This is a genomic window from Corynebacterium sp. EPI-003-04-2554_SCH2473622 (assembly GCF_001665955.1).
Taxonomy (GTDB): Bacteria; Actinomycetota; Actinomycetes; order Mycobacteriales; family Mycobacteriaceae; genus Corynebacterium; species Corynebacterium pseudodiphtheriticum.
Window position 1 is genome coordinate 1 of record NZ_LZMN01000035.1, and the last position, 21620, is coordinate 21620.

At 53.1% G+C, this 21620-nt stretch carries 17 protein-coding genes; 15 read left to right on the forward strand and 2 right to left on the reverse strand.

From position 1 onward, the window contains the following. From infB to A5774_RS02660, 6 genes are all read left to right on the forward strand, one after another. On the forward strand, positions 1–1923 hold a 1923-nt coding region (gene infB, locus A5774_RS02635; protein ID WP_064833241.1), incomplete at its 5' end, for a translation initiation factor IF-2. Positions 1924–2094: 171 nt separating this feature from the next. Next, positions 2095–2526, forward strand: coding sequence for a 30S ribosome-binding factor RbfA (rbfA, locus tag A5774_RS02640; protein WP_064833242.1), 432 nt, complete (start codon positions 2095–2097; stop codon positions 2524–2526). A 25-nt stretch (positions 2527–2551) separates the two neighbouring features. Beyond that, on the forward strand, positions 2552–3517 hold the full coding sequence (locus A5774_RS02645; RefSeq protein WP_021352656.1) for a bifunctional oligoribonuclease/PAP phosphatase NrnA: 966 nt from the start codon (positions 2552–2554) through the stop codon (positions 3515–3517). Further along, positions 3514–4866, forward strand: coding sequence for an MATE family efflux transporter (locus A5774_RS02650; protein WP_082936075.1), 1353 nt, complete (start codon positions 3514–3516; stop codon positions 4864–4866). Before A5774_RS02645 ends, A5774_RS02650 begins: the two co-directional genes overlap by 4 nt. Next, entirely contained in the window at positions 4848–5780 is a 933-nt protein-coding gene (locus A5774_RS02655; RefSeq protein ID WP_231892322.1) for a metallophosphoesterase, read from the forward strand. The genes A5774_RS02650 and A5774_RS02655 overlap by 19 nt, the downstream gene beginning before the upstream one ends. Further along, entirely contained in the window at positions 5777–6454 is a 678-nt protein-coding gene (locus A5774_RS02660; protein ID WP_027017876.1) for a 4'-phosphopantetheinyl transferase, read from the forward strand. The genes A5774_RS02655 and A5774_RS02660 overlap by 4 nt, the downstream gene beginning before the upstream one ends. 42 nt (positions 6455–6496) lie before the next feature. Here the strand turns inward: A5774_RS02660 and truB are convergent, their stop codons facing one another. After that, positions 6497–7480, reverse strand: a complete 984-nt coding sequence (truB, locus tag A5774_RS02665; protein ID WP_064833243.1) for a tRNA pseudouridine(55) synthase TruB — start codon at positions 7478–7480, stop codon at positions 6497–6499. 30 nt (positions 7481–7510) lie between these two features. Here truB and A5774_RS02670 point away from each other — a divergent pair, with 30 nt between their 5' ends. From A5774_RS02670 to A5774_RS02680, 3 genes are all read left to right on the forward strand, one after another. Next, a complete protein-coding gene (locus tag A5774_RS02670; protein WP_024272723.1) occupies positions 7511–8584 on the forward strand; it encodes a bifunctional riboflavin kinase/FAD synthetase in 1074 nt (357 codons plus the stop codon). A 155-nt stretch (positions 8585–8739) separates the two neighbouring features. Next, a complete protein-coding gene (rpsO, locus tag A5774_RS02675) occupies positions 8740–9009 on the forward strand; it encodes a 30S ribosomal protein S15 (protein WP_021352650.1) in 270 nt (89 codons plus the stop codon). 232 nt (positions 9010–9241) lie between these two features. Continuing rightward, positions 9242–11548: a polyribonucleotide nucleotidyltransferase gene (locus A5774_RS02680; protein ID WP_023019337.1), complete on the forward strand. Its 2307-nt coding sequence runs from the start codon at positions 9242–9244 to the stop codon at positions 11546–11548. Between the two features lie 141 nt (positions 11549–11689). Here the strand turns inward: A5774_RS02680 and A5774_RS02685 are convergent, their stop codons facing one another. Then, entirely contained in the window at positions 11690–12385 is a 696-nt protein-coding gene (locus tag A5774_RS02685) for a hypothetical protein (protein WP_023019338.1), read from the reverse strand. A 145-nt stretch (positions 12386–12530) separates the two neighbouring features. On the opposite strand from A5774_RS02685, the gene dapB reads away from it, so the two are divergent. From dapB to A5774_RS02715, 6 genes are all read left to right on the forward strand, one after another. After that, on the forward strand, positions 12531–13280 hold the full coding sequence (dapB, locus tag A5774_RS02690; protein ID WP_021352647.1) for a 4-hydroxy-tetrahydrodipicolinate reductase: 750 nt from the start codon (positions 12531–12533) through the stop codon (positions 13278–13280). A 3-nt stretch (positions 13281–13283) separates the two neighbouring features. Next, a complete protein-coding gene (gene thyX / locus A5774_RS02695) occupies positions 13284–14039 on the forward strand; it encodes an FAD-dependent thymidylate synthase (RefSeq protein ID WP_027017878.1) in 756 nt (251 codons plus the stop codon). A 117-nt stretch (positions 14040–14156) separates the two neighbouring features. After that, positions 14157–15065 (forward strand): 4-hydroxy-tetrahydrodipicolinate synthase, encoded by a 909-nt coding sequence (dapA, locus tag A5774_RS02700; RefSeq protein WP_023019340.1) that lies wholly within the window; start codon positions 14157–14159, stop codon positions 15063–15065. After that, a complete protein-coding gene (locus A5774_RS02705; RefSeq protein ID WP_064833244.1) occupies positions 15066–17330 on the forward strand; it encodes an RNase J family beta-CASP ribonuclease in 2265 nt (754 codons plus the stop codon). Between the two features lie 48 nt (positions 17331–17378). Continuing rightward, entirely contained in the window at positions 17379–18005 is a 627-nt protein-coding gene (locus tag A5774_RS02710) for a TIGR03085 family metal-binding protein (RefSeq protein ID WP_064833245.1), read from the forward strand. Positions 18006–18645: 640 nt separating this feature from the next. After that, positions 18646–21618 carry a DNA translocase FtsK 4TM domain-containing protein gene (locus A5774_RS02715; protein WP_369815507.1) on the forward strand — a complete coding sequence of 991 codons (2973 nt, stop codon included), beginning with the start codon at positions 18646–18648 and terminating at the stop codon, positions 21616–21618. Positions 21619–21620 lie beyond the last annotated feature (2 nt).

The following is a 21620-nucleotide window of genomic DNA, read 5'->3' on the forward strand; positions in this document are numbered from 1 at the left end:
GGCACCGCTGGTGCATTCGGTCGCCCAGGTGGTCCTCCACGTCGTGGTAAGAAGTCTAAGCGCCAGAAGAAGGCGGAGTACGAGGAGCTGCACGCACCAAACGTAGTTGGTGGTGTGCGCTTGCCAGACGGTAAGGGTAAGACCATCCGCCTACGCCGTGGCGCATCGGTATCGGACTTTGCGGAAAAGATTAATGCAGATCCAGCTGCTTTGGTCCAGGCTCTGTTCAACATGGGTGAAATGGTCACAGCTACGGCTACGGTTTCGGAAGAGACCCTGCAGTTGCTGGCTGCCGAGATCAACTATGAAGTGCAAGTTGTCTCGCCAGAAGACGAAGACCGTGAGCTGTTGGAGTCGTTTGACCTGCAGTTCGGCGAGGATGAAGGCGGCGAGGAAGATCTCGCGAAACGCCCTCCAGTCATTACCGTTATGGGTCACGTCGATCACGGTAAGACCAGATTGTTGGATACCATCCGTAAGACCAACGAAGGTGAGGGCGAAGCTGGCGGTATTACCCAGGGAATCGGCGCTTATCAGACCGAGGTCACTGCCGAAGGTAAACAGCGTACTCTGACCTTCCTGGATACTCCAGGTCACGAGGCATTTACTCAAATGCGTGCTCGTGGTGCGAAAGCTACTGACCTGGCGATCTTGGTGGTTGCTGCCGACGATGGCGTGATGCCACAGACTATTGAGGCGATTAACCACGCCAAGGCCGCTGACATTCCAGTGGTTGTGGCAGTGAATAAGATCGATAAGCCAGAAGCACAACCTGATAAGATCCGTGGTCAGCTGACTGAATATGGTCTTATTCCGGAAGAATACGGTGGAGACACCATGTTCATCGATATCTCTGCCCGGCAGGGAACGAACATCGATGAACTTCTGGAAGCGGTAGTTCTGACTGCAGATGCAGCACTGGAGCTGACCGCGAATCCGGACATGAACGCACAGGGTCTGGCGATCGAGGCAAACCTGGACCGCGGACGTGGCCCTGTTGCCACTGTGATTGTCCAGCGCGGTACCTTGCATGTTGGCGATTCCATCGTTGTCGGCGATGCTCACGGCCGTGTGCGTCGTATGGTCGACGAGTTTGGAAATGACGTGGAAGAAGCTGGACCTTCGCGTCCGGTGCAGGTACAGGGGCTTAATGGCGTACCAGGCGCAGGTGACTCCTTGTTGGTTGTAGAAGACGACCGGGTTGCGCGCCAGATTGCTGCGCAGCGTGATGCCCGCCGTCGTTCTGCAATCCAGGCAAAGACGAAGAAGCGCGTTTCTCTGGAAGATTTGGACAAGGTGCTGAAGGAAACCAGCACGCTGAACCTGATCTTGAAGGGCGACAACGCAGGTTCTGTCGAGGCCCTGGAAGATGCGTTGCTGCAGATCGATATCGACGACGAAGTCGAGCTGAACATCATCGACCGTGGTGTTGGTGCTGTTACACAGACCAACGTGTCTTTGGCTGCTGCTTCGGATGCCGTTATCGTGGCATTCAATGTCCGCGCAGAAGGTAAAGCTACAGAAGCTGCCAACCAAGAAGGCGTCGATGTGCGGTACTACACCGTTATTTACCGCGCGATCGAAGAGATCGAGCAGGCCCTCAAAGGCATGCTCAAGCCGATTTACGAAGAACGCGATACCGGTGAAGCCGAAATCCGTGCGCTGTTCAAGTCTTCCGCGGTTGGCCTTATCGCCGGCTGTATGGTTAACGAAGGCTCGGTCAAGCGTAACGGTAAGGCGCGCATCTTGCGTGACGGTAACGTCATCGCGCCGAATGCCACGATCGAGTCTTTGCGTCACGAAAAGGACGATATGACTGAGATCAAGGCCGGTTATGAATGCGGTATGACTCTGTCGTATCCAGACATTGCGGTTGGCGATATCATCCAGGCTTACGAAGAGGTAGAAGTCCCACGCGACTAGTACCTGTTCAAGTAGCGATCGCGGGCAGTAACCTGACTGTCACGCTATTGCTCACTTATGATGCTGGCTAGCACACCCACCCGATTTGCCTCACCGGCAACGGGTGGGTGTTTTTCGTCTGCGCTAAAATATCAGCAGTTAAAATTTATTTATGTGAAAGGTGGCTAGATCATGGCAGATAATGCGCGTACCGGTCGAATTGCGAAGCGAATCCAAGAAATTGTGGCAAGTGCCTTGGAACATCAGATTAAGGACCCGCGGTTGGAGCTCATCACCGTTACGGATACCCGGGTAACTGGTGACCTGCATAACGCTACGGTGTATTACACCGTACGCGGACGCGATATCAGCGAAGAACCTGATCTCGAGCAGGCGGCACAGGCGTTGCACCGACACCGGGGACAACTGCGCAAAATCGTTGGAGATGTGCTTTCAGTACGGTTCACACCGACCCTTGAGTTCAAGTTCGACGAAGTCCCACAGGCTTCCGCACATATGGAAGGCTTGTTAGCGAAAGCAAGAGCTCGTGACGAAGAACTGGCTAGATTGCGTGAACAGGCCCGCCCGGCAGGTGAGTCGGATCCCTACAAAGAATCCGAATGATAGCGCAGAATAAAGGTGCCGAATAATGATATATTCGCAGGTTGCAAGCCTTATCAAGCAAGCTCGACAGGTAAATATCCTGGCTCACGTTAATCCTGACGCTGATGCCATTGGGTCGGCTTGTGCGCTTTCCCTGGGATTAAGACAACTCGGCATTTCTTCGCGGATGTTCGTTGGTCAAGAAAAAAGCATCCCGGAAAATCTTTTGTCGATTCCGCAGGCAAATAGGGTCGAGCTCTTCGGTGCTGTCGATACGTTACCCCCGGCAGACATACTCATCAGTGTGGACTGCGGGTCGCTTTCCCGGACAGGTACAGCTGCTTCCAGTTTCGAGGATTTCACTGGGCACACCATAAACATCGATCACCACGCAACAAACCCCGGATACGGAAGCATCAACTTGGTGGATGCAAGCCGTGAATCAACGACCGTGGTTCTTTATGAGTTGTTCGCGCACCTGGGAGTAGAACTTGATCAATCCATCGCGCATGGTTTGTATGCAGGGTTGATGACGGATACTGGAAGTTTCCGTTGGGGCAGTGCCTTAATGCATACCATGGCCGCGGAATTGATGAAGTTTGGTCTGGACACCAAACAAATAGCGGAAGATTTGGTGGATCTTACTGCTGCGGACGATTTGCAGATGACGGGTGAGGTTTTATCCAATCTGCAGATCAAAGCCGCTGGTTCGGTAAACATGGCAATTTTGCAAGTTCCACACCGCATCATTGCAAGCCACAGTCAATCTGCCGTGGAAAAACTAGTTGATTTTGTGCGTTCGCTCGATGGCACGAACCTAGGAGTCGTGTGCAAAGAAATGGCGCCAGGCTACTGGAATATCTCATTGCGCTCAGGAGAAATTGATTGTTCGCAGATTGCCATGCAGCTCGGTGGTGGAGGGCATGTTCCCGCCGCAGCTTTTTCTGCGCGGGGAACCAATCTTGCAGTACTAAATCAGCTTTTTCGGGTGATTGAACGTGAGTGTCCATGACCAAAATTTCTGGTAATAACAGTTCCGAACTTAACGACGCCGTGCATAAAAGAACTGACGTAGATCGTGAGGTTACTGCACGCAGTATCTTTGGTCTCGCACTCCCTGCGCTTGGTGTATTGGCCGCTATGCCGTTGTATTTGCTGCTTGATACGGCGGTTGTTGGTCGTTTAGGCAGCTTCGAATTAGCAGCACTTGGTGCTGGGGCGACTGTGCAATCGATGTTGACAACACAGCTGACTTTTCTGTCGTATGGCACTACCGCCCGCTCGTCGCGGTTATTCGGGCAGGGTAAAAAATCTGCCGCGATAGCTGAAGGCGTGCAAGCAACCTGGGTAGCACTTGCTGTGGGAGCGGTGTTGGCCGTTGGATTGTGGATATTCGGTTCTACGATTGCGCAGTGGTTGACTGGCGATCCGGAGGTAGCTGCGGCCACGGCTAACTGGTTGCGAGTATCGGCGTGTGCGATTCCACTGACCCTAGTGATCATGGCAGGCAACGGCTGGATGCGGGGCATCCACAACACGCGGTGGCCGTTCTATTTCACCTTAATAGGCGTTATCCCGGGGGCACTTGCCCTGCCATTTTTGGTCTCCACTTTCGGGCTGGTGGGCTCAGCATGGGCGAATGTGCTTGGCATGGGGCTGACAGCCTCGTGCTTTGTGCTGTGCTTGATTCGTGCACATAAGGGCAGTTGGGCACCACGAGGTCAAGTGATTGCACGGCAATTGGTATTGGGTCGCGATCTGATTTTGCGTTCGCTGGCTTTTCAAGTGGCCTTTTTATCTGCGGCAGGTGTGGCTGCACGTTTCGGCACTAATGCTTTGGCAGCCCACCAGATCATGCTGCAGTTGTGGAATTTTTTGACATTGGTGCTGGATTCATTAGCAATTGCCGCTCAAGCGCTCATTGGTGCTGCTTTGGGCGGACGCACGGTTGCGTTGGCGCGGCGGACAGGCTTAAAGATTATCTGGTACTCCACAATTTTTGCGATGGGGCTAGCTACAGTTTTCGCCGTGTTTTCTGGGTGGATACCTCGATTATTTACCCAGGATGCTGGAGTGCTAGAGACAATCATGACTCCGTGGTGGCTGCTGATCATCATGATCGTGCTGGGAGGTGTGCTATTTGCCATTGATGGCGTACTGCTTGGTGCAGGTGATGTCGCGTTTTTACGCACGATTACGATTGGGGCAGTCTTATTGGGGTTCTTGCCTGGCGTGTGGACCGCATACCTTGTCGACGGCGGACTGGCTGGCATTTGGTGCGGTTTGTTGGCATTTATCGTGTTTCGCACAGCTGCGGTGGTTTACCGTTTCTACTCGATGAAATGGGCCATGACGGAATGAACCATCCCCGGCCTACTTTGTGGGCAGTAGCTGATTTGCATGCCGCGGTGCGTGCGAACCGACTGCGGCTCGATGAGATTAGCCCGCGACATCCGGATGATTGGTTGCTGGTCGCAGGCGACGTCGCAGAGCGCCTAGATTTGATTTCTACGGTGTTGAGCGAGCTGCGCAGTCGGTTTGCGCAGGTGATTTGGGTCCCCGGCAATCATGAGCTGTTTTCTCGGTCGACGGACGCGCATAGGGGAAGAGCCAAATATGATGCTTTGGTGCAGATATGTCGCAGTATTGATGTTTTGACTCCGGAAGATACTTTCCCTGTGTTCGGTGATACCACCGTTGTGCCACTATTTACGCTGTATGATTACAGTTTTCGTCCAGCAGGTACTGGGGTAGAAGAGGCTTTGGAGCTTGCTGCACAGAAAAACGTAGTGATGACTGATGAAATCGCGATTGCACCATTCGCCGATATCCGGGCATGGTGCTGGGATCGGTTGGCCTATTCTATTACGCGTCTATCACGTGTTAACGGGCCGACAGTCTTAGTCAATCATTGGCCTTTGGTACAGGAACCGACGTTGCGTATGGTCTTGCCGGAACTTGCGTTGTGGTGCGGCAGTCGGCATACTCGCACTTGGCCGCAGCGCTATAACGCGAAGGCCGTGGTCTACGGCCATTTGCATATGCCAGCAATCTTTGAACTAGATGGCGTGGAACACCATGAGGTCTCGTTGGGATATCCCCGGGAATGGGGCCGAAGCGATCAGAATAGAATTTGGCCCTGCCCAGTGCTAGAACTGGTTGCTGATCCGAACGGTGGACAGATTGCGCAGCGGGTAGGATTCAAGCAGTGCCGTGAAAGTCACCCGGAGCTACGGATGCCGCGACGTCGTGGCAAGGGGAGCGATGGGGTATGACCAGAAATTATGAGTTTTTGTTGCCGGATTCCGCCCGAATCGTTACGGTTCGTAGCGATGCAGCGGGGGACTTGAGTAATTTTCACAGGTTGCACCCGTTGGAACAATCGCTAGTCTCACATTCAGTGGAAAAACGCAAAGCTGAGTTTGGTGATGCTCGATGGTGCGCTCATCAAGCGCTCCGGCAGTTGGGGTATTCCAGAAACGAGCCTATTTTGCGGGGAAATCGAGGCATGCCGCTATGGCCGGAGGGGTTTTGCGGGTCCATGTCGCATACCTCTGGTATGCGGGCGGCGGCTGTGGCGCCGACTCATCGGTTACACAGCTTAGGAATCGATATTGAACCAGCGGAAAAATTACCAGTGGATATTGTGGATTTGATTCTACGGGGTAGTGAAAAGCCACAAATTTCGCGTTTTCGAGCAACCGGAATATCGTGTGCGGATCGCATCATCTTTTGTGCGAAAGAAACCGTGTATAAGACGTGGTTTCCGATGACTCAGCGATGGTTAGGTTTCGAACAAGCCGAAATTGATCTTCGCGAAGACGGCACCTTCGTGGCCTATTTACTGGTACGCCCGACCCCGGTGCCGTTGATAACTGGGAAGTGGATGATTGACGATGGCTTCGTATTTACTGCAGCAGCCGTGACCGAATCATCTCTGAGAACATGAGACCGCTAAAAGCTGAGACGACGGGACTGCTGAGTCATCAACTTATAAAGTACTGGGACGTGCCACGAAGACGGTTTTAATTTCGGCTCGTGCTCCTGTGGTTTCGGTGACTAGTGCTATCGCTCGCCCATTTGGGGCAATGGCCACAACTACACCGTCCAGACCGCAAGCGGGCAAACGTTTACCCATGGATAGATCGGTTGCTTGTTGTTCAGTGACCTGCCAGTGGGGGTAACTCCGTTGCAGAGCGTCGTCGAGGCTTAAGCTGAGCTGTGGATTGTCGGCCAGCTCGTCGAGGGTTGCCGCATCGCTGAGCCCATAAGGGCCAACGTGCGTTCGGCGTAGCTTCGTCAGATGGCCACCGACGCCCAGGTCTGAACCGATATCTCTGGCCAGGCTTCGGATATAAGTTCCGGAAGAACATGTCACGGTGCATGCAATATCAATAAAAGCAATACCGATCTCGTCGTCACTGCCGCGTCGTATGGAATGCACAGTAAATTGGTTGATCGTTACAGTGCGCGCGGGAATTTCTACGTCTTCGCCTTCGCGCACCCGCTGGTGGGCTCGTTTACCAGCAATTTTCACGGCGGAGACTTTCGCAGGGACTTGTTCGACTGTGCCGGTCCAGGAAGCAACTGCAGCTGCAATATCGTCGTCAGATAGGCCGGATAAACGAACACTGACCTGTTCTTGGTTCAGCCCGTCTTCGATTGTCGTTGCGGGAAGAAAATCGCCCTCGGCATCGTCAGTAGTGGTAGCAGCACCTAGCCGGATGGTTGCTTGGTAGGTTTTATCCGCGGCCACCATATGGGCTAGAAACTTGGTGCCACGCCTAATCCCGGCGACCAGTACTCCAGTTGCCATGGGGTCTAAAGTTCCCGCGTGTCCGACTTTTTTGGTGCGGAAGATGCGGCGTAACTTGCCGACGACGTCGTGTGAGGTCATGCCCGCTGGCTTGTCGACGACCACTAACCCGGAACCGTCTAGTGGGTCTGGCTGCGAAAAATCCGTAGCTGAATTCATAGCAGTCAGTGTATGCCTTAAGCTGGCAGGGTGAATATTTGGCAGGGTATGGACGAGATCCCCGAACGCGTGGAATCCTCTGTGATCACCATCGGAGTTTTTGATGGGGTGCACCGCGGACATCAAGAGCTTATTTCTGCTGCGGTGCGCAAAGCACGAGCTACTGGGCAGCAATCGGTTCTGATTACCTTCGACCCGCACCCGGTTAGCGTATTTTTACCGGAACGCGCTCCGTTAGCACTGAGTAGTTTTGATCAGCGTATGTCCGTCGTGGAGAAGATGGGCATCGATAATGTGATGGTGATTGATTTCACCGTCGAGATGGCGGGTTGGTCGCCGCAGGAATACGTCGACCGGTTGCTCGTCAACAAACTGCACGCCAGCCACGTGATAATCGGAGAGAATTTCACTTTTGGTAAAGACGCCGTTGGCACGCCGGAAATCATGCGGCAGCTGTGTGCCGCGCGTGGGATTGGTGTAGACGTGGTGCAATTGTTGCATGATAAGACACTTGCCGACGGTGAGATTTTGGTTTGTTCGACAGCCGTTCGCAAATATCTTATGGCCGGAAATGTGGCTGCTGCACGTCGGGCATTGGGGCGGCCGTTTAGCGTCTATGGCCCGATTGTGCGCGGAGCCGGGCGGGGTGGTAAAGAACTTGGATTTCCTACCGCGAACCAGTATTTTCCGGAAAACCTAGCCCTTCCTGCTGATGGAGTGTATGCAGGTTGGCTTGTGGTTGAGGGGTCGAATTCCCCGGTGAATGGGAATATGGTTCCGGGGGTGGCTTATGCTGCTGCTATTTCCGTGGGCACAAACCCGACTTTTGGCGATGACGAGCGCAGCGTGGAGTCTTTTGTATTGGACCGAGAAGCGGATTTGTACGGTTATGGTGCCACGGTTTATTTCGTTGATCGAATTCGATCGATGGAGAAATATGACAGTCTAGATGCACTCCTGGAAGCTATTTCCCGTGATGTTTGCAGCGTTCGTGAGGTCTTAGCACAGGACCTGGAGATGCGCGATAGTTCAGTTATTGATCATGATTCAGTGGCGGGGGAGTTTTTCTTGCAGCGTGCTTTACAAGGAGGTTCGCGGGATTAGTGTCGATAGCCAGTCTTGATTATGAGTTTGGCCAAACACAACCTCGCCATTTGCTCGTTAGTAGCCCTGGCGGCTAGTATGAGTGACTGGTTTGCGACTATGGTCCGCAGTGGTTGCAAATAAATTTTCGTGTGGACTGAAATAAGGAGATAAGCATGGCTCTTTCTACAGAAAAGAAGCAAGAGATCCTGAAGGAATACGGCGTTCACGAGACTGACTCTGGTTCCCCAGAAGCCCAGGTCGCGCTGCTGACCTACCGTATCACCAACCTGACCGAGCACCTGAAAGATCACAAGCACGATCACCACTCTCGCCGTGGTCTGTTGCTGTTGGTTGGTCGTCGTCGTGGTTTGCTGAAGTACCTGCAGAGCAAAGACATTAACCGGTACCGTGACCTGATTTCTCGCTTGGGACTGCGTCGATAATTCGTCGTCGTTAAACAGCCTAGGCTGCACGCTTATCGCCACCCGTCCGGCTTCCCGGGCAGGGTGGTTTTTGCGTATCACGGGTCTGTCTCATGCTAAACTGATTCTGGCTTATAAAATCTGCCAGGAATATTTCCGAAATAGGTATAGGTCTTTTATAAGAGATGAAGATCTTTTGGCGGCTACGATGATCGTCACCAGGAACGAGCTCGTTTAAGAGCAAGGAGTTTGTATGAGCAGCAACCAGGCTGTGCAAAAATTTATTGATGAAGAAGTCGGAATCAACGGTGTAGAAACCACCATCGACAACGGGGACTTCGGAACCCGTACCATCCGATTTGAAACTGGGCAGCTTGCCCGCCAAGCAGATGGCTCGGTGACCACCTACTTGGATGACGAGACAATGATCTTGTCGACGACGACCGCCTCTTCCAAGCCGAAAGAGGGGCTAAATTTCTTCCCACTGACTGTCGATGTGGAAGAACGTATGTATGCTGCGGGCCGTATTCCGGGCAGTTTCTTCCGTCGTGAAGGTCGACCATCTACCGAGGCGATTTTGGCTTGTCGCTTGATTGACCGTCCGCTGCGTCCGACTTTCGTCAAAGGTTTGCGCAACGAGGTACAAAATGTCAACACAGTACTGTCGATAGCGCCGGGGGAATATTACGACGTGCTGGCCATCAATGGAGCTTCGGCAGCTACCCAGATTTCCGGATTACCGGTTTCTGGTGCGGTCGGAGCGGTTCGTATGGCTCTGCTGGCCGACGATGAACACCCAGAAGGCGCGTGGGTTGCCTTCCCGAACCATCAACAGCACCAGGAAGCGCTGTTTGAGATGGTTGTGGCAGGCCGAATCGTGGAGAAGAAAGAAGGCGGCCAGAAGAAGGGGCGTCGAAATTCTAAAGGCAATAAAGTTGCCAACAATGATGTGGCCATCATGATGGTGGAAGCTGGCGCGGGTGTGCAGGTAGCCGACCGTGTGGCTGCGGGAGCGCCGGCTCCAACCGAATCCACTGTCGCGCAGGGCCTGGAAGCAGCGAAGCCTTTTATCTCTCTACTGTGCCAGGCACAAACAGAATTGGCTAAGCAGGTTGCGAAAGAAACCGCGGAGTTCCCCTTGTTTAAGGAATATTCCGACGAAGTCTTTGAAGAAGTCGCAAAGAAGGCTCGCAAGAAGCTGCACAAGCTGCTATCGATTGGTGAGAAACAAGCCCGCGACGAAGCTATCAATGACTACATTGCTGAGTGGGACGAAGACCTCGCCGACGATATCGAAGAAAAATATGACATCGACGATGACGATGCGTTGTCGGAAATCCGTGCTGCATACAGTGCCTTGCAAAAAGAGATTGTCCGCGAAAAGATCTTGCGTGATGGCTACCGTGTAGATGGACGTCGCACCACTGACATCCGTGATTTGGAAGTGGAAGTCGAGTTAATTCCTCGAGCACACGGTTCTGCGTTGTTTGAGCGTGGCGAAACTCAGATCCTGGGGGTTACCACGTTGAACATGCTGGAGATGGTTCAGCGGGTAGATTCTTTGACCCCCGGTGAATCTAAGCGATACATGCACCATTACAACTTCCCACCATTCTCAACTGGTGAGACCGGCCGTGTCGGCTCCCCGAAACGCCGAGAAATTGGTCACGGAGCGCTTGCAGAGCGAGCGGTTGTGCCGGTAATTCCTTCACGCGAGGATTTTCCGTATGCCATTCGCCAGGTTTCTGAGGCGTTGGGATCAAATGGTTCGACTTCCATGGGATCTGTGTGCGCTTCTACCTTGTCGCTGTACAACGCTGGTGTCCCTTTGAAAGCACCTGTGGCTGGTATTGCTATGGGCCTGGTGTCCGGTGAAGTCGATGGTGAGGATCGCTTTGTCACCTTGACTGACATTTTGGGAGTGGAAGATGCATTCGGTGACATGGACTTTAAGGTTGCTGGTACGCCGGATTACATCACGGCTCTGCAATTGGATACCAAACTCGATGGCATTCCTTCTGACGTATTGGCCGAGGCTTTGGAACAGGCGCGCGAGGCACGCCTGACAATCCTAGAAACGATGACAGTTGTTATCGATTCACCGGATGCCTTGGCTGATACCGCACCTCGGGTGATCACCGTAAACATCCCACCTTCGAAGATTGGTGAATTGATCGGCCCTAAGGGCAAGACGATCAATGCCATCCACGACGAGACTGGTGCTGAAATCTCTATCGAAGACGATGGCACCGTCTATGTGTCGGCGGCTACCGGCGAGGAAGCAGACGCCGCGGTGGAAAAGATCAACGCCATTGCGAACCCACAGCTTCCTAAGGTTGGGGAGCGTTTTTTGGGAACCGTCGTGAAGACTGTAGCTTTCGGCGCGTTTATTTCGCTAATGCCAGGCCGTGATGGTCTGATGCATATCTCCAAGATCGGCGGTAGTCGTCGCATCGAAAAGGTTGAAGACGAAATTAACGTCGGAGACAAGGTGCAGGTCGAGATCGCTGATATCGATGATCGAGGCAAGATCTCACTGGTGCCGGTGGAGGAAGATTAAATTCCACACGGTCGTGGCCGGTGCAGTATAAACCGGTCACAATAAAGGCAGCGTTCCGAGCGGTAATTTACACCGTCGGAGGCTGCCTTTGTTATTACCCCGAGCTTGCCCGCGCGGGGACTAAAAACTGTTATTGGATATCTATTTCTGGATATCTACGACCACACGCGTTGGATTTTCCAGGCGGGTAACGGAATAGGGTCGTGGCTTATCTAAGCCAATGATGAACTTAGACTGAGCTTCGAAGGCTCCGGCTAATTTGACTTCGGCAACCGACCCGGCGCCCGGGAAGCTTGCATTGAGATCGATCCATTGCGCTTGCTTTTGTGGATCAATTGGGGCAGGGGTGCCTTCTATAGCGATATTTAAAGCTGTATTGCCTTGATACTCCACGGGAAAGCCGGAACCAGGTTGTGCCGGGGTGTCTGTGTAGTGTGTGAACCAACCTGGCTTGCCGACACCTGCGAACTCGAATACGACCCGGTCAAATCCTTGGTGGGTACCGATGCGCACATCCGTGGGGCTTAAATCACCAAGACCGTCAGGAAGGTCCTGCCGGTCTTCCATCGAAGGCGTGCCAAGCATCTGCGCACCTGTTGGCTGAGCTGATTCTTGACCACGCGCAGCGGTCGTGCGGGATGTATCTTGCGCGTCGTTTGTTTTGGTTGTCGTTTTGTTTTCGGTAGTTTCTGCTGGCTGTGGGGAGGTCGAGGTCACGGTGCTGGTTGGCCGCTGCGCGGAATTATCCGTATTGTCAGCGGTAGCGCATGCGCTTAACACCAATCCGGAAGTGATAATGGTGGCAGCCAAGCTGAGAAATGTCCGAGGAGTTTTCATGGTTCTAGTTTATCGTTTCTCTCGCAAATATTCGGCGAAAACTAAATACAGAGTCGATACAATTAGGTAACGAGATAGTCGGATCACTAAGCCATACTAAAAAATATGCGCTCTCATCATGGGGCGTTCTACCTAAGGAAGATTTATGACCATTAAAGTCGGAGTATTAGGAGCACGAGGCCGCGTCGGCAGTGCGATTGTGGAAGCTATTGACGGAAGCGATGACCTGGAACTAGTTGCTGCTGTCGATAGAGATGACAGTCTGGACATTTTAGTGGAAAAGCAGGCTGAAGTCGTCGTTGATTTTACCCAGCCAGCTGTGGTCATGGGGAACTTACAATTCTGCCTAGCACGCGGTATCCATTGTGTTGTCGGGACCACGGGTTTTGACGAGGAGCGTCTGGAAGAGGTGAAGCATTGGGCTCAGGCGGATGGGGCTGGCCACGTGTTAATTGCACCGAATTTTGCAATCTCCGCTATTTTGACGATGCACTTTGCCCGTCAGGCCGCTGAATTTTTTGAGACCGCTGAAGTTGTGGAATACCACCACCCAACAAAACTTGATGCACCCTCGGGTACCGCGATTCATACCGCGCAAGGCATTGCTCATGCGAGACGGCAAGCGAACATGCCGGAGATGCCGGATGCTACTGAGCAATCACTCGACGGCGCGCGTGGAGCAAACGTTGATGGGGTTCCAGTCCACGCAGTGCGCACCCGTGGGATGGTGGCACACGAAGAAGTGATCTTTGGTGCGCAAGGCCAATCGTTGACAATTCGACAAGATTCCTATGATCGGACATCCTTCGTTCCAGGCGTATTTACTGGTGTTCGTCAGATTAAAGATCACCCAGGTCTGACTGTGGGCCTGGAGAAATTCCTGGGCCTGAATTAGCACATGGCCACATCTAAGAACCTGAAAGTAGATCTTCTCGCTGCTACTCAATTTTTTCCCCCACAGGATCCAGAGATAAATTGGCAAGCAGACTCTTCTGCAACGGATGCTGAATCTCTAGTGGAATTCGCTGGTCGTGCATGTTATGAAACGTTCGCGAAGCCAAACCCACATACCGCTGCTAATGATGCTTATTTGCACCACATCATGGAAGTAGGGCACACCGCGCTACTGGAACACGCCACCGCGACACTGTATATTCGTGGGATTTCGCGCTCAGTGAGCCATGAACTTGTTCGGCATCGGCACTTTTCTTTTAGCCAGCTCTCGCAGCGGTTTGTGCATTCGGGAGACGCACAATTCGTTATGCCGGATGCGGTTGCGGGGGATGAGGAATTATCTCGTTTAGTGGGACAAGCAGTAGATGATTCTCGATTTGTCTACAACGAGTTGCTTGCTGCTCTGGAAGAAAGACTTTCCGGCGAACCAAATGCCTTGTTACGCAAAAAACAGGCTCGGCAAGCAGCGCGTGCTGTGTTACCAAATGCGACGGAATCGCGCATTGTGGTGACGGGAAATTACCGCACGTGGCGGCACTTTATTGGTGCACGCGCGAGTGAGCACGCGGACGTGGAAATGCGCCGTCTGGCGGTCGAGTGTCTGCGGTTGCTTCAGAAACAAGCGCCATCGTTGTTTTCAGATTTCTATATCAGTGCGTTATCGGATGGTACCTATATGGCGGCTAGCCCTTATGCCTAGCCAACGTTCAGACTGAATATTCCTAGGGTGCCTAAACACGGTCGAAAACCAAATCATACGCTCCAAAGGGTGCGCCGGTTCGTGGTTGGGCGTGGTTAACGGGTAACCTAGAGCAGCATGAGCACAGGTTTGACAGTCAAGACTGGAGTCGAGACATTCGGCAGCGTCAGTGTTGCCATGGTGACCCCGTTCGATAAGGACGGTGCCTTGGATATACCGGCTGCTCGAAAACTAGCCGCTCACTTGGTGGATAACGGCCTGGATGCCCTTGTAGTATCCGGTACCACCGGAGAGTCACCGACTACGACGGTGGACGAGAAACTTGAACTTCTGAAGGCTGTCAAAGATGAGGTCGGTGACCGTGCCAAGATTATGGCAGGTGTCGGTACGAATAACACGGCAACTACGATCGATCTAGCAAAAAAGTCCGCTGAAGCGGGAGCCGATTCTTTGTTAGTGGTCACGCCGTATTATTCGAAGCCGAGTCAGGCGGGCCTTATCGCTCATTACACAGCGGTGGCGCAGGCAACCGATTTGCCCATCAGTTTGTATGACATTCCTGGACGCTCGGGCATCTCAGTGGAGTCGGACACGATTGCCGAACTTGCTAAGTTGCCCACCATCAAAGCAGTCAAAGACGCCAAAGGTGATCTGCATGCTGCTTGTAACCTCATGCAAGAAACTGGACTCGCATGGTATTCCGGTGACGACCCGGCCAATTTGCCGTGGCTGTCCGTCGGGGCCAGCGGCTTTATTTCCGTTATCGGACACGCCGCGCCACGAGCTTTGCGTGAGTTGTACGACTCATATGACGAGGGAAATCTCGCCCGTGCGCGAGAAATCCACACAAATGTATTAACACCGTTAATCCAGGCGCAGCAGCGTCTGGGAGGTGCCAATTTTGCTAAAGCAGCCCTGCGCGAACAGGGAATTGAAGTAGGCGAACCACGTCTGCCACTCGCTCCGTTAGACGACGAGCAGGTGGATGGGTTACGCCGTGATTTGGACCAAGCTGGAGTCTTATAGATGACTGAATCTCGCACCCGTTCCCGGAAAGTTTCCCGAAAAGCGGGGCCACCGGAGGACGTTGCAACCGTAGCGCAATCACTGTCACAATCTAGTGGTGCCACTGATACCGCACCAAGCCCTTCGTTCAAGCCACCAGAGGCGAATTCACAGTCTGGTGGATCCGACGACGATGGTGCTGGTAACAACCAAAACCGACAGAAGTCGAACAAGCCTAATAAACAGGGGGCGCAGAAGCAGGGCAAACCCAATAAGCCGGATAACAAAAAATCTGGCAAGAATCCCCGCTCTAATAACCGGGAAGACTCTGGTTCGAATAAACAAGGCGCCGCTAAAGACAGCGAAAACAACCATGGCGACGGCAAGGACAATAACGGAGTCAACTCCGCTAAAGGTCGTGGCCGTGGCTCCCGTGGGCGAAATAACCGTGGCCGTGGTGGCAACAACCAGGGTAGCGGTAACAACCAGGGCGGCAACAACAATCGTGGTCGCCGTAACGTACCGAAATCGATGCAAGGCGCTGATCTCACCAAACGCCTGCCAGAACCACCCCAGCTGCAAAAAGGCTCGCTGCGTATGTACGCTCTTGGTGGAATTTCGGAGATTGGTCGCAACATGACCGTCTTTGAGTACGATGGCAAGTTGCTGATCATCGACTGTGGCGTGTTATTCCCGTCGTCTGGAGAACCAGGCGTCGACTTGATCTTGCCTGACTTCGGCCCGATCGAAAAGAAGATCGATAAGGTAGAAGCGCTTGTTGTGACACACGCGCACGAAGACCACATTGGGGCTATCCCATGGCTGCTGAAGCTGCGGCCAGATATTCCAATTGTGGCTTCGAAATTCACTTTGGCGTTGATTGCTGCGAAGACTAAAGAACACCGCCAGAAGCCGAAGATGGTGGAAGTTAACGAAAAGTCAGATGTCAGCTACGGTCCGTTCCGTTGCCGTTTCTGGGCTGTCAATCACTCCATCCCAGACGCGCTGGGAATCATGTTGAACACCCCAGCTGGTTCAATCATTCACACGGGCGATATTAAGCTGGATCAGACCCCATTGGACAATCGCCCGACAGATCTTCCAGCCTTGTCACGTTATGGTGACGAAGGCGTAGACCTAATGCTGTGTGATTCCACCAATGCAACCGTTCCTGGTGTTTCTGCTACCGAGGCAGATATCGCTCCGACGTTGAAGCGGATTGTGGCGTCTGCGAAAAACCGTGTGATCGTTGCGTCATTTGCATCTAACGTTTACCGTGTGCAGGCCGCCATTGATGCCGCGGTAGCAGCGCACCGTAAGGTCGCTTTTAACGGACGCTCGATGCTGCGAAACATGGAGATCGCGGAAAAGATGGGGTACCTACGTGTACCAAAAGGAACCATCATCCCGATTGAAGAAGCCTCAAAGATGGCCTCGCACAAGACGATGCTCATCACTACCGGCACGCAGGGTGAGCCGATGGCTGCATTGTCGCGCATGGCTCGTCGCGAGCATAGGCAGATCACCGTTCGAGCAGGAGATCTTATTATCCTGTCTTCCTCGCTGATCCCTGGTAACGAAGAAGCAGTTTTTGGCGTGATGAATATGCTTTCGCGGATCGGCGCTGAGCTGATTACCAACGCAGATGCTAAGGTGCACTCGTCGGGCCACGGTTATGCTGGTGAACTGTTATTCCTCTATAACGCAGCGCGACCAAAAAATGCATGGCCAGTCCACGGTGAATGGCGGCATCTACGTGCCAACAAAGAGCTTGCCATTTCTACCGGGGTTCCGCGCGAGAGAGTCATGTTGGCCCAGAATGGCGTGGTCATTGATATGGCTAACGGTAAAGCAGAGGTTGTCGGACAAAAGACCGTTGGAAACCTCTACGTTGATGGCCTAAATATGGGCAACGTCGATGCGGATACCTTGGCTGACCGTACGAGCTTGGGCGCTGGTGGCGTCGTTTCTATTACGTGCGTGGTCGATAACCGAACTTCACAGCTTTTGGAGCGCCCACGTGTGGAGACAACGGGCTTTGCAGAAGATGATCGTGCCTTGATCCCGCAGGTTGTCGAGCTCGTGGATAATACGATGAATGATCTTGCTGCGGAAGGTGAAAACGACACCTACCGCATGGTGCAGAAGTTGCGCCGGAAAGTATCTCGCTTCATCGAGCAAAATTGGAAACGCGAACCTGTTATCCTTCCGACCGTTGTACCAATGGCTTCGGAAATAGAGATCGTCGACGACGAAGAAGTCGATAATTCTCGCGAGTCCGTCTAAGCTCGCTTTTCCTCAGTAAGACATGTTTCCCAGGGTACCCTGGGAAACATGTCTTTTTCTGATTCGGAACGCCAGTGCTTGGCAGACTTAATGCTCAAACGTGGTCCTGATGCTCCAACCTTATGTTCGGGTTGGAAGACATCAGATTTAGCAGCGCACTTGTGGGTGCGCGAACATCGTCCGGATGCGGCGTTAGGTATGTTTGTCCCGTCATTGTCGTCGCATCTTAGGAAAGTGCAAGAAAAGGCAAAGGCACAGCGTTACGAGCAGCTTGTAGAAAATTGGCGGCAGGGGCCTCCGCAGTTTTCCTTATTCCGATTGGTTGAAGCGAAGGTTAATGCAGTAGAAAACTTTGTTCACCATGAAGATGTCCGCCGTGCGGAACCGAATTGGCAACGCCGGGAAATTAGCTTGGAGGGGGAGAAATCCTTAGCCAGAGCCTTGCCCCTGCTTGCTAAAACAATGCTGGGGAAATCTCGACTACCCATCATTCTCTCTGCGACTGGTTTCCCACCATTGACCTTCGGTGGAAGCTGGGGCGTAGTCGATAAGGGTGATGATGTGGTGCGTGTGTCAGGGGATATTGGTGAATTGATCTTGTGGGGATTTGGACGTAATGCAGTCAGCGTTGAGATCACAGGGGAAGAGAGCGCTATCGTTCGATCAAGCTTTTAGACTTGACTAACAGTTGTGTAAGTTAATACACGAAATTGGTGTGGCGCTTGGGGATATTGGGCATTGAGGCATTAGGGTATGGGGCATGTCTGTAAAGTCCACCAGCCCTCGCAATCATCGTGGTGGCGGCGAGCGTAACAAAGCCCGCGCCAACTCGACTCGCCCGGCTCCGCGCACCCGCTCTGGTCGCACAGCCGGGAAAAAATTAAGTTCTGGAATGCCGGAAAAAACTGGTGGAGATCCCGCGAAATCTAGGGAGGAGAATTCTGATTCTGCAAACCTAGAAACTGTAGTTTTTGGTTCTGCGCAACGTGCAGCCAATACTTCGCATGAACGCACGGGAAGTGCTTTCCGTGCTGTGGGCTCAGGTATTGCCACTGCATTTTCGAAAACATCAGGTGCGCTCAAAAAGTTCGGAAATATTGGCCAGGATGATGACGATTACGAGGCATATGCCGACTACGACGACTTTACCGATGGTGTCGACACAGATGCCGATGCTACCGAAATGGGCCGGCAAGCAGCTGGCAGGAATAAGAAGCGGAAAAATTCACCTGCAGGATTAGACGAAGATCTCTACTCGACAGACATGACGGGCAAGAAGGCTAAGACAAAAAAGGGACAACGTAGTTCAGGCGTGATGGCGCAATCACGAGAAAAGAAACGCGCGACCGATAATCATGTGTCAGCTGATGGCTTAGACCAGCAGAGTGATGATGCACACGCTGAGCAGATTGAGGGGAGTGAGGTCGGTACCTCCGAGTCAGCTCTCCCTGCGGTGAAGCCGGAGGCGGGCGTACCTTCGTCACGCTCTGATGCGATTGCCTTAACACTGATTGGTGTTGCCATCGTTCTGGGTGCTTCTGTGTGGCTTGATATCGCTGGATTTATTGGTCGGGCCATCGCGACGGCCACCCATGCCGTGTTGGGGGCCGGTGCCTTCATTGTCCCCGTCGCGCTCATTCTCGCAGCATCGGCGTTGTTTTCCGGCAGACGCGTGGCTGTAGAACACAGGGTTCGTGTATCCATGGGGACTGCGTTGATCGTTATTTCTATGCTCGGATTGATCCATCTATTTTCCGGAGCACCAGCAGAATGGCCGGAACGATTTGTCGCTGGTGGTGCACTCGGGGCATGGACAGGCGGAGCATTAGCTGCTGGATTCAGTCCCTATGTTGCTGTTCCTCTGTTGTTCCTAGTCATTATTTATGGTGCATTGAAGGTCACCGGAATTACGGTCAAAGAGTTTACTGAGTATTTGCGTAATGTAATTTCTGGAAATAGCAACAAAAATTTGGATGCTGATCCCGATCGGGAGTCGGTCGGCGGCCACAATGAATACGGGGATGCCTACGGGCGAGCGAACGACGAAATTGCAGCCATTGCATCTGGAGCACAACGCACGCCACGTCGACGCGCGCCGTTGCGGACGAATCCAGTGGCTTCGCAGTCTAAGCGGCCAGGTTTCACAACAACCCAGTCAAGCACCGCAGGGACACACGATGTAGTTGCTAATGCTAAGAAGAGCACCGGACTTTTTCCTCGCATCGAACAACCATCTCAGGTAGAGCACACTGAGGTGCTTTCCAGTAATGGTTCTCGAGAACATCAGGAGCAGGTTTCGAAGACTGCTGCTGGTTTGGAAAATGCGCCGACGGCAAGTGATACGGATGAGTTTCCTGCGGTCTTGGACAGTCCAACGAGGTCCAGGTCTGCTCGTACGGAACCAGAAGTAGAGAAGACAGAAGAGCTGCCTCTAGCGCCAGAAGATGCTGTGGACCAAGCTCAATCCGGGCTGCAACAAAAGCAAGCTGCAGAAAACCCGCGCACCGTGGATACCAAGTACCAGGATACGGCGCGACAAACTCGTGTGCTCGGAGTAAAACCGCAGTCTGGCGCTCGTCAGCCTGAGGCGCAACAAGCAACCCAGGTTGGTTTGGCGTCGCAGATTAATGATGGACCGCGTGAAGACGCAGGCGCGACTCAGCAAGCATCGAAATTGGCCACTGAATATACGATTCCTTCTGCAGGTCTATTGGAACCGGGGCGAGCTCCGAAAACCCGGACGGAGATAAATGACCGCACAATTGAAGCCATCGATGCATGTTTTGCGGAATTTAAGGTTGATGCGCAGGTCACCGGTTTTACCCGTGGGCCAACAGTGACGCGTTATATCGTTGAGCTTGGGCCAGGTGTGAAGGTTAGCAAGATTACGAACTTGCAATCGAACCTTGCCTACGCGGTAGCCACTGGCAGTGTGCGTATTCTCGCTCCGATCCCCGGAAAGTCTGCAGTCGGTATCGAAGTGCCGAATTCCGACCGGGAGATCGTTCGCTTGCGTGATGTCCTGGAATCTGAGGTTATCGCGGGAGATGAAGATCCGACATTGGTTGGGTTGGGTAAAGATATTGAAGGCGAATTCATCTCGTCGTCGATTCAGAAAATGCCCCATTTGCTGGTCGCCGGTTCGACTGGTTCTGGTAAATCGGCTTTCGTTAATGCGATGTTGGTTTCACTGTTAACTCGCGCCACTCCGGATGATGTTCGGTTGATCCTGGTGGACCCCAAGATGGTGGAATTGACCCCGTATGAGGGCATCCCGCATTTGATTACACCGATTATCACGCAACCGAAGAAAGCCGCAGCGGCGTTGCAGTGGTTGGTGGAAGAAATGGAGCAGCGCTACCAAGACATGCGCTCGGCGCGCGTGCGTCATATTAAGGATTTCAACCACAAAGTGCGCACCGGTGAGGTGCAAGCCCCGGCGGGGTCCGAACGGAAGATGGAACCGTACCCATTCATCGTGTGCGTGGTGGACGAGTTAGCAGATCTTATGATGACGGCCCCGAAGGAGATCGAGGAATCCATCGTGCGGATCACGCAAAAAGCGCGTGCAGCTGGTATTCACTTGGTCCTTGCTACGCAACGTCCATCGGTAGATGTCGTTACTGGTCTAATCAAGACTAACGTGCCGTCGCGGTTGGCGTTCGCGACTTCGTCTTCCACAGACTCGCGTGTGATCCTGGATCAAACAGGCGCAGAGTCGCTTATTGGTATGGGTGATGGTTTATTCATTCCACAGGGTGGAAGGCCAGTGCGTATGCAGGGTGCATTTGTGTCCGACGATGAGGTGTACGCCGTCGTCGAGGCAGCGAAGGAGCAAGGGGAACCGGACTATACCGAGGGCGTTACCGAGGACAAACAAGCCGAGGCGAAAAAAGCAATCGATGATGATATCGGCAAGGATATGGACGACTTGCTGGAAGCCGTCGAGCTTGTGGTGACTTCCGGATTAGGCTCAACATCTATGTTGCAGAGGAAGCTACGTATCGGTTTTGCAAAAGCTGGGCGCCTGATGGACCTCATGGAAACCCGCGGAATCGTCGGCCCATCGGAGGGCTCGAAGGCGCGCGAAGTATTAACGAAGCCAGAAGAACTTGACACTACGATTTGGATGATCAAGGGAGCAGATCCGGCCGACGCCCCGCGAGAAGTGCAAGAGCAGCAGAATCAGGGGCAGCCAGATAACGTTGTCGAGGACTCCGCTGGTGACACGGATGGTTCAGCTCATATTACAAAAGCTACGTATAATCCAACGTCACAAGCTTTTTAGCG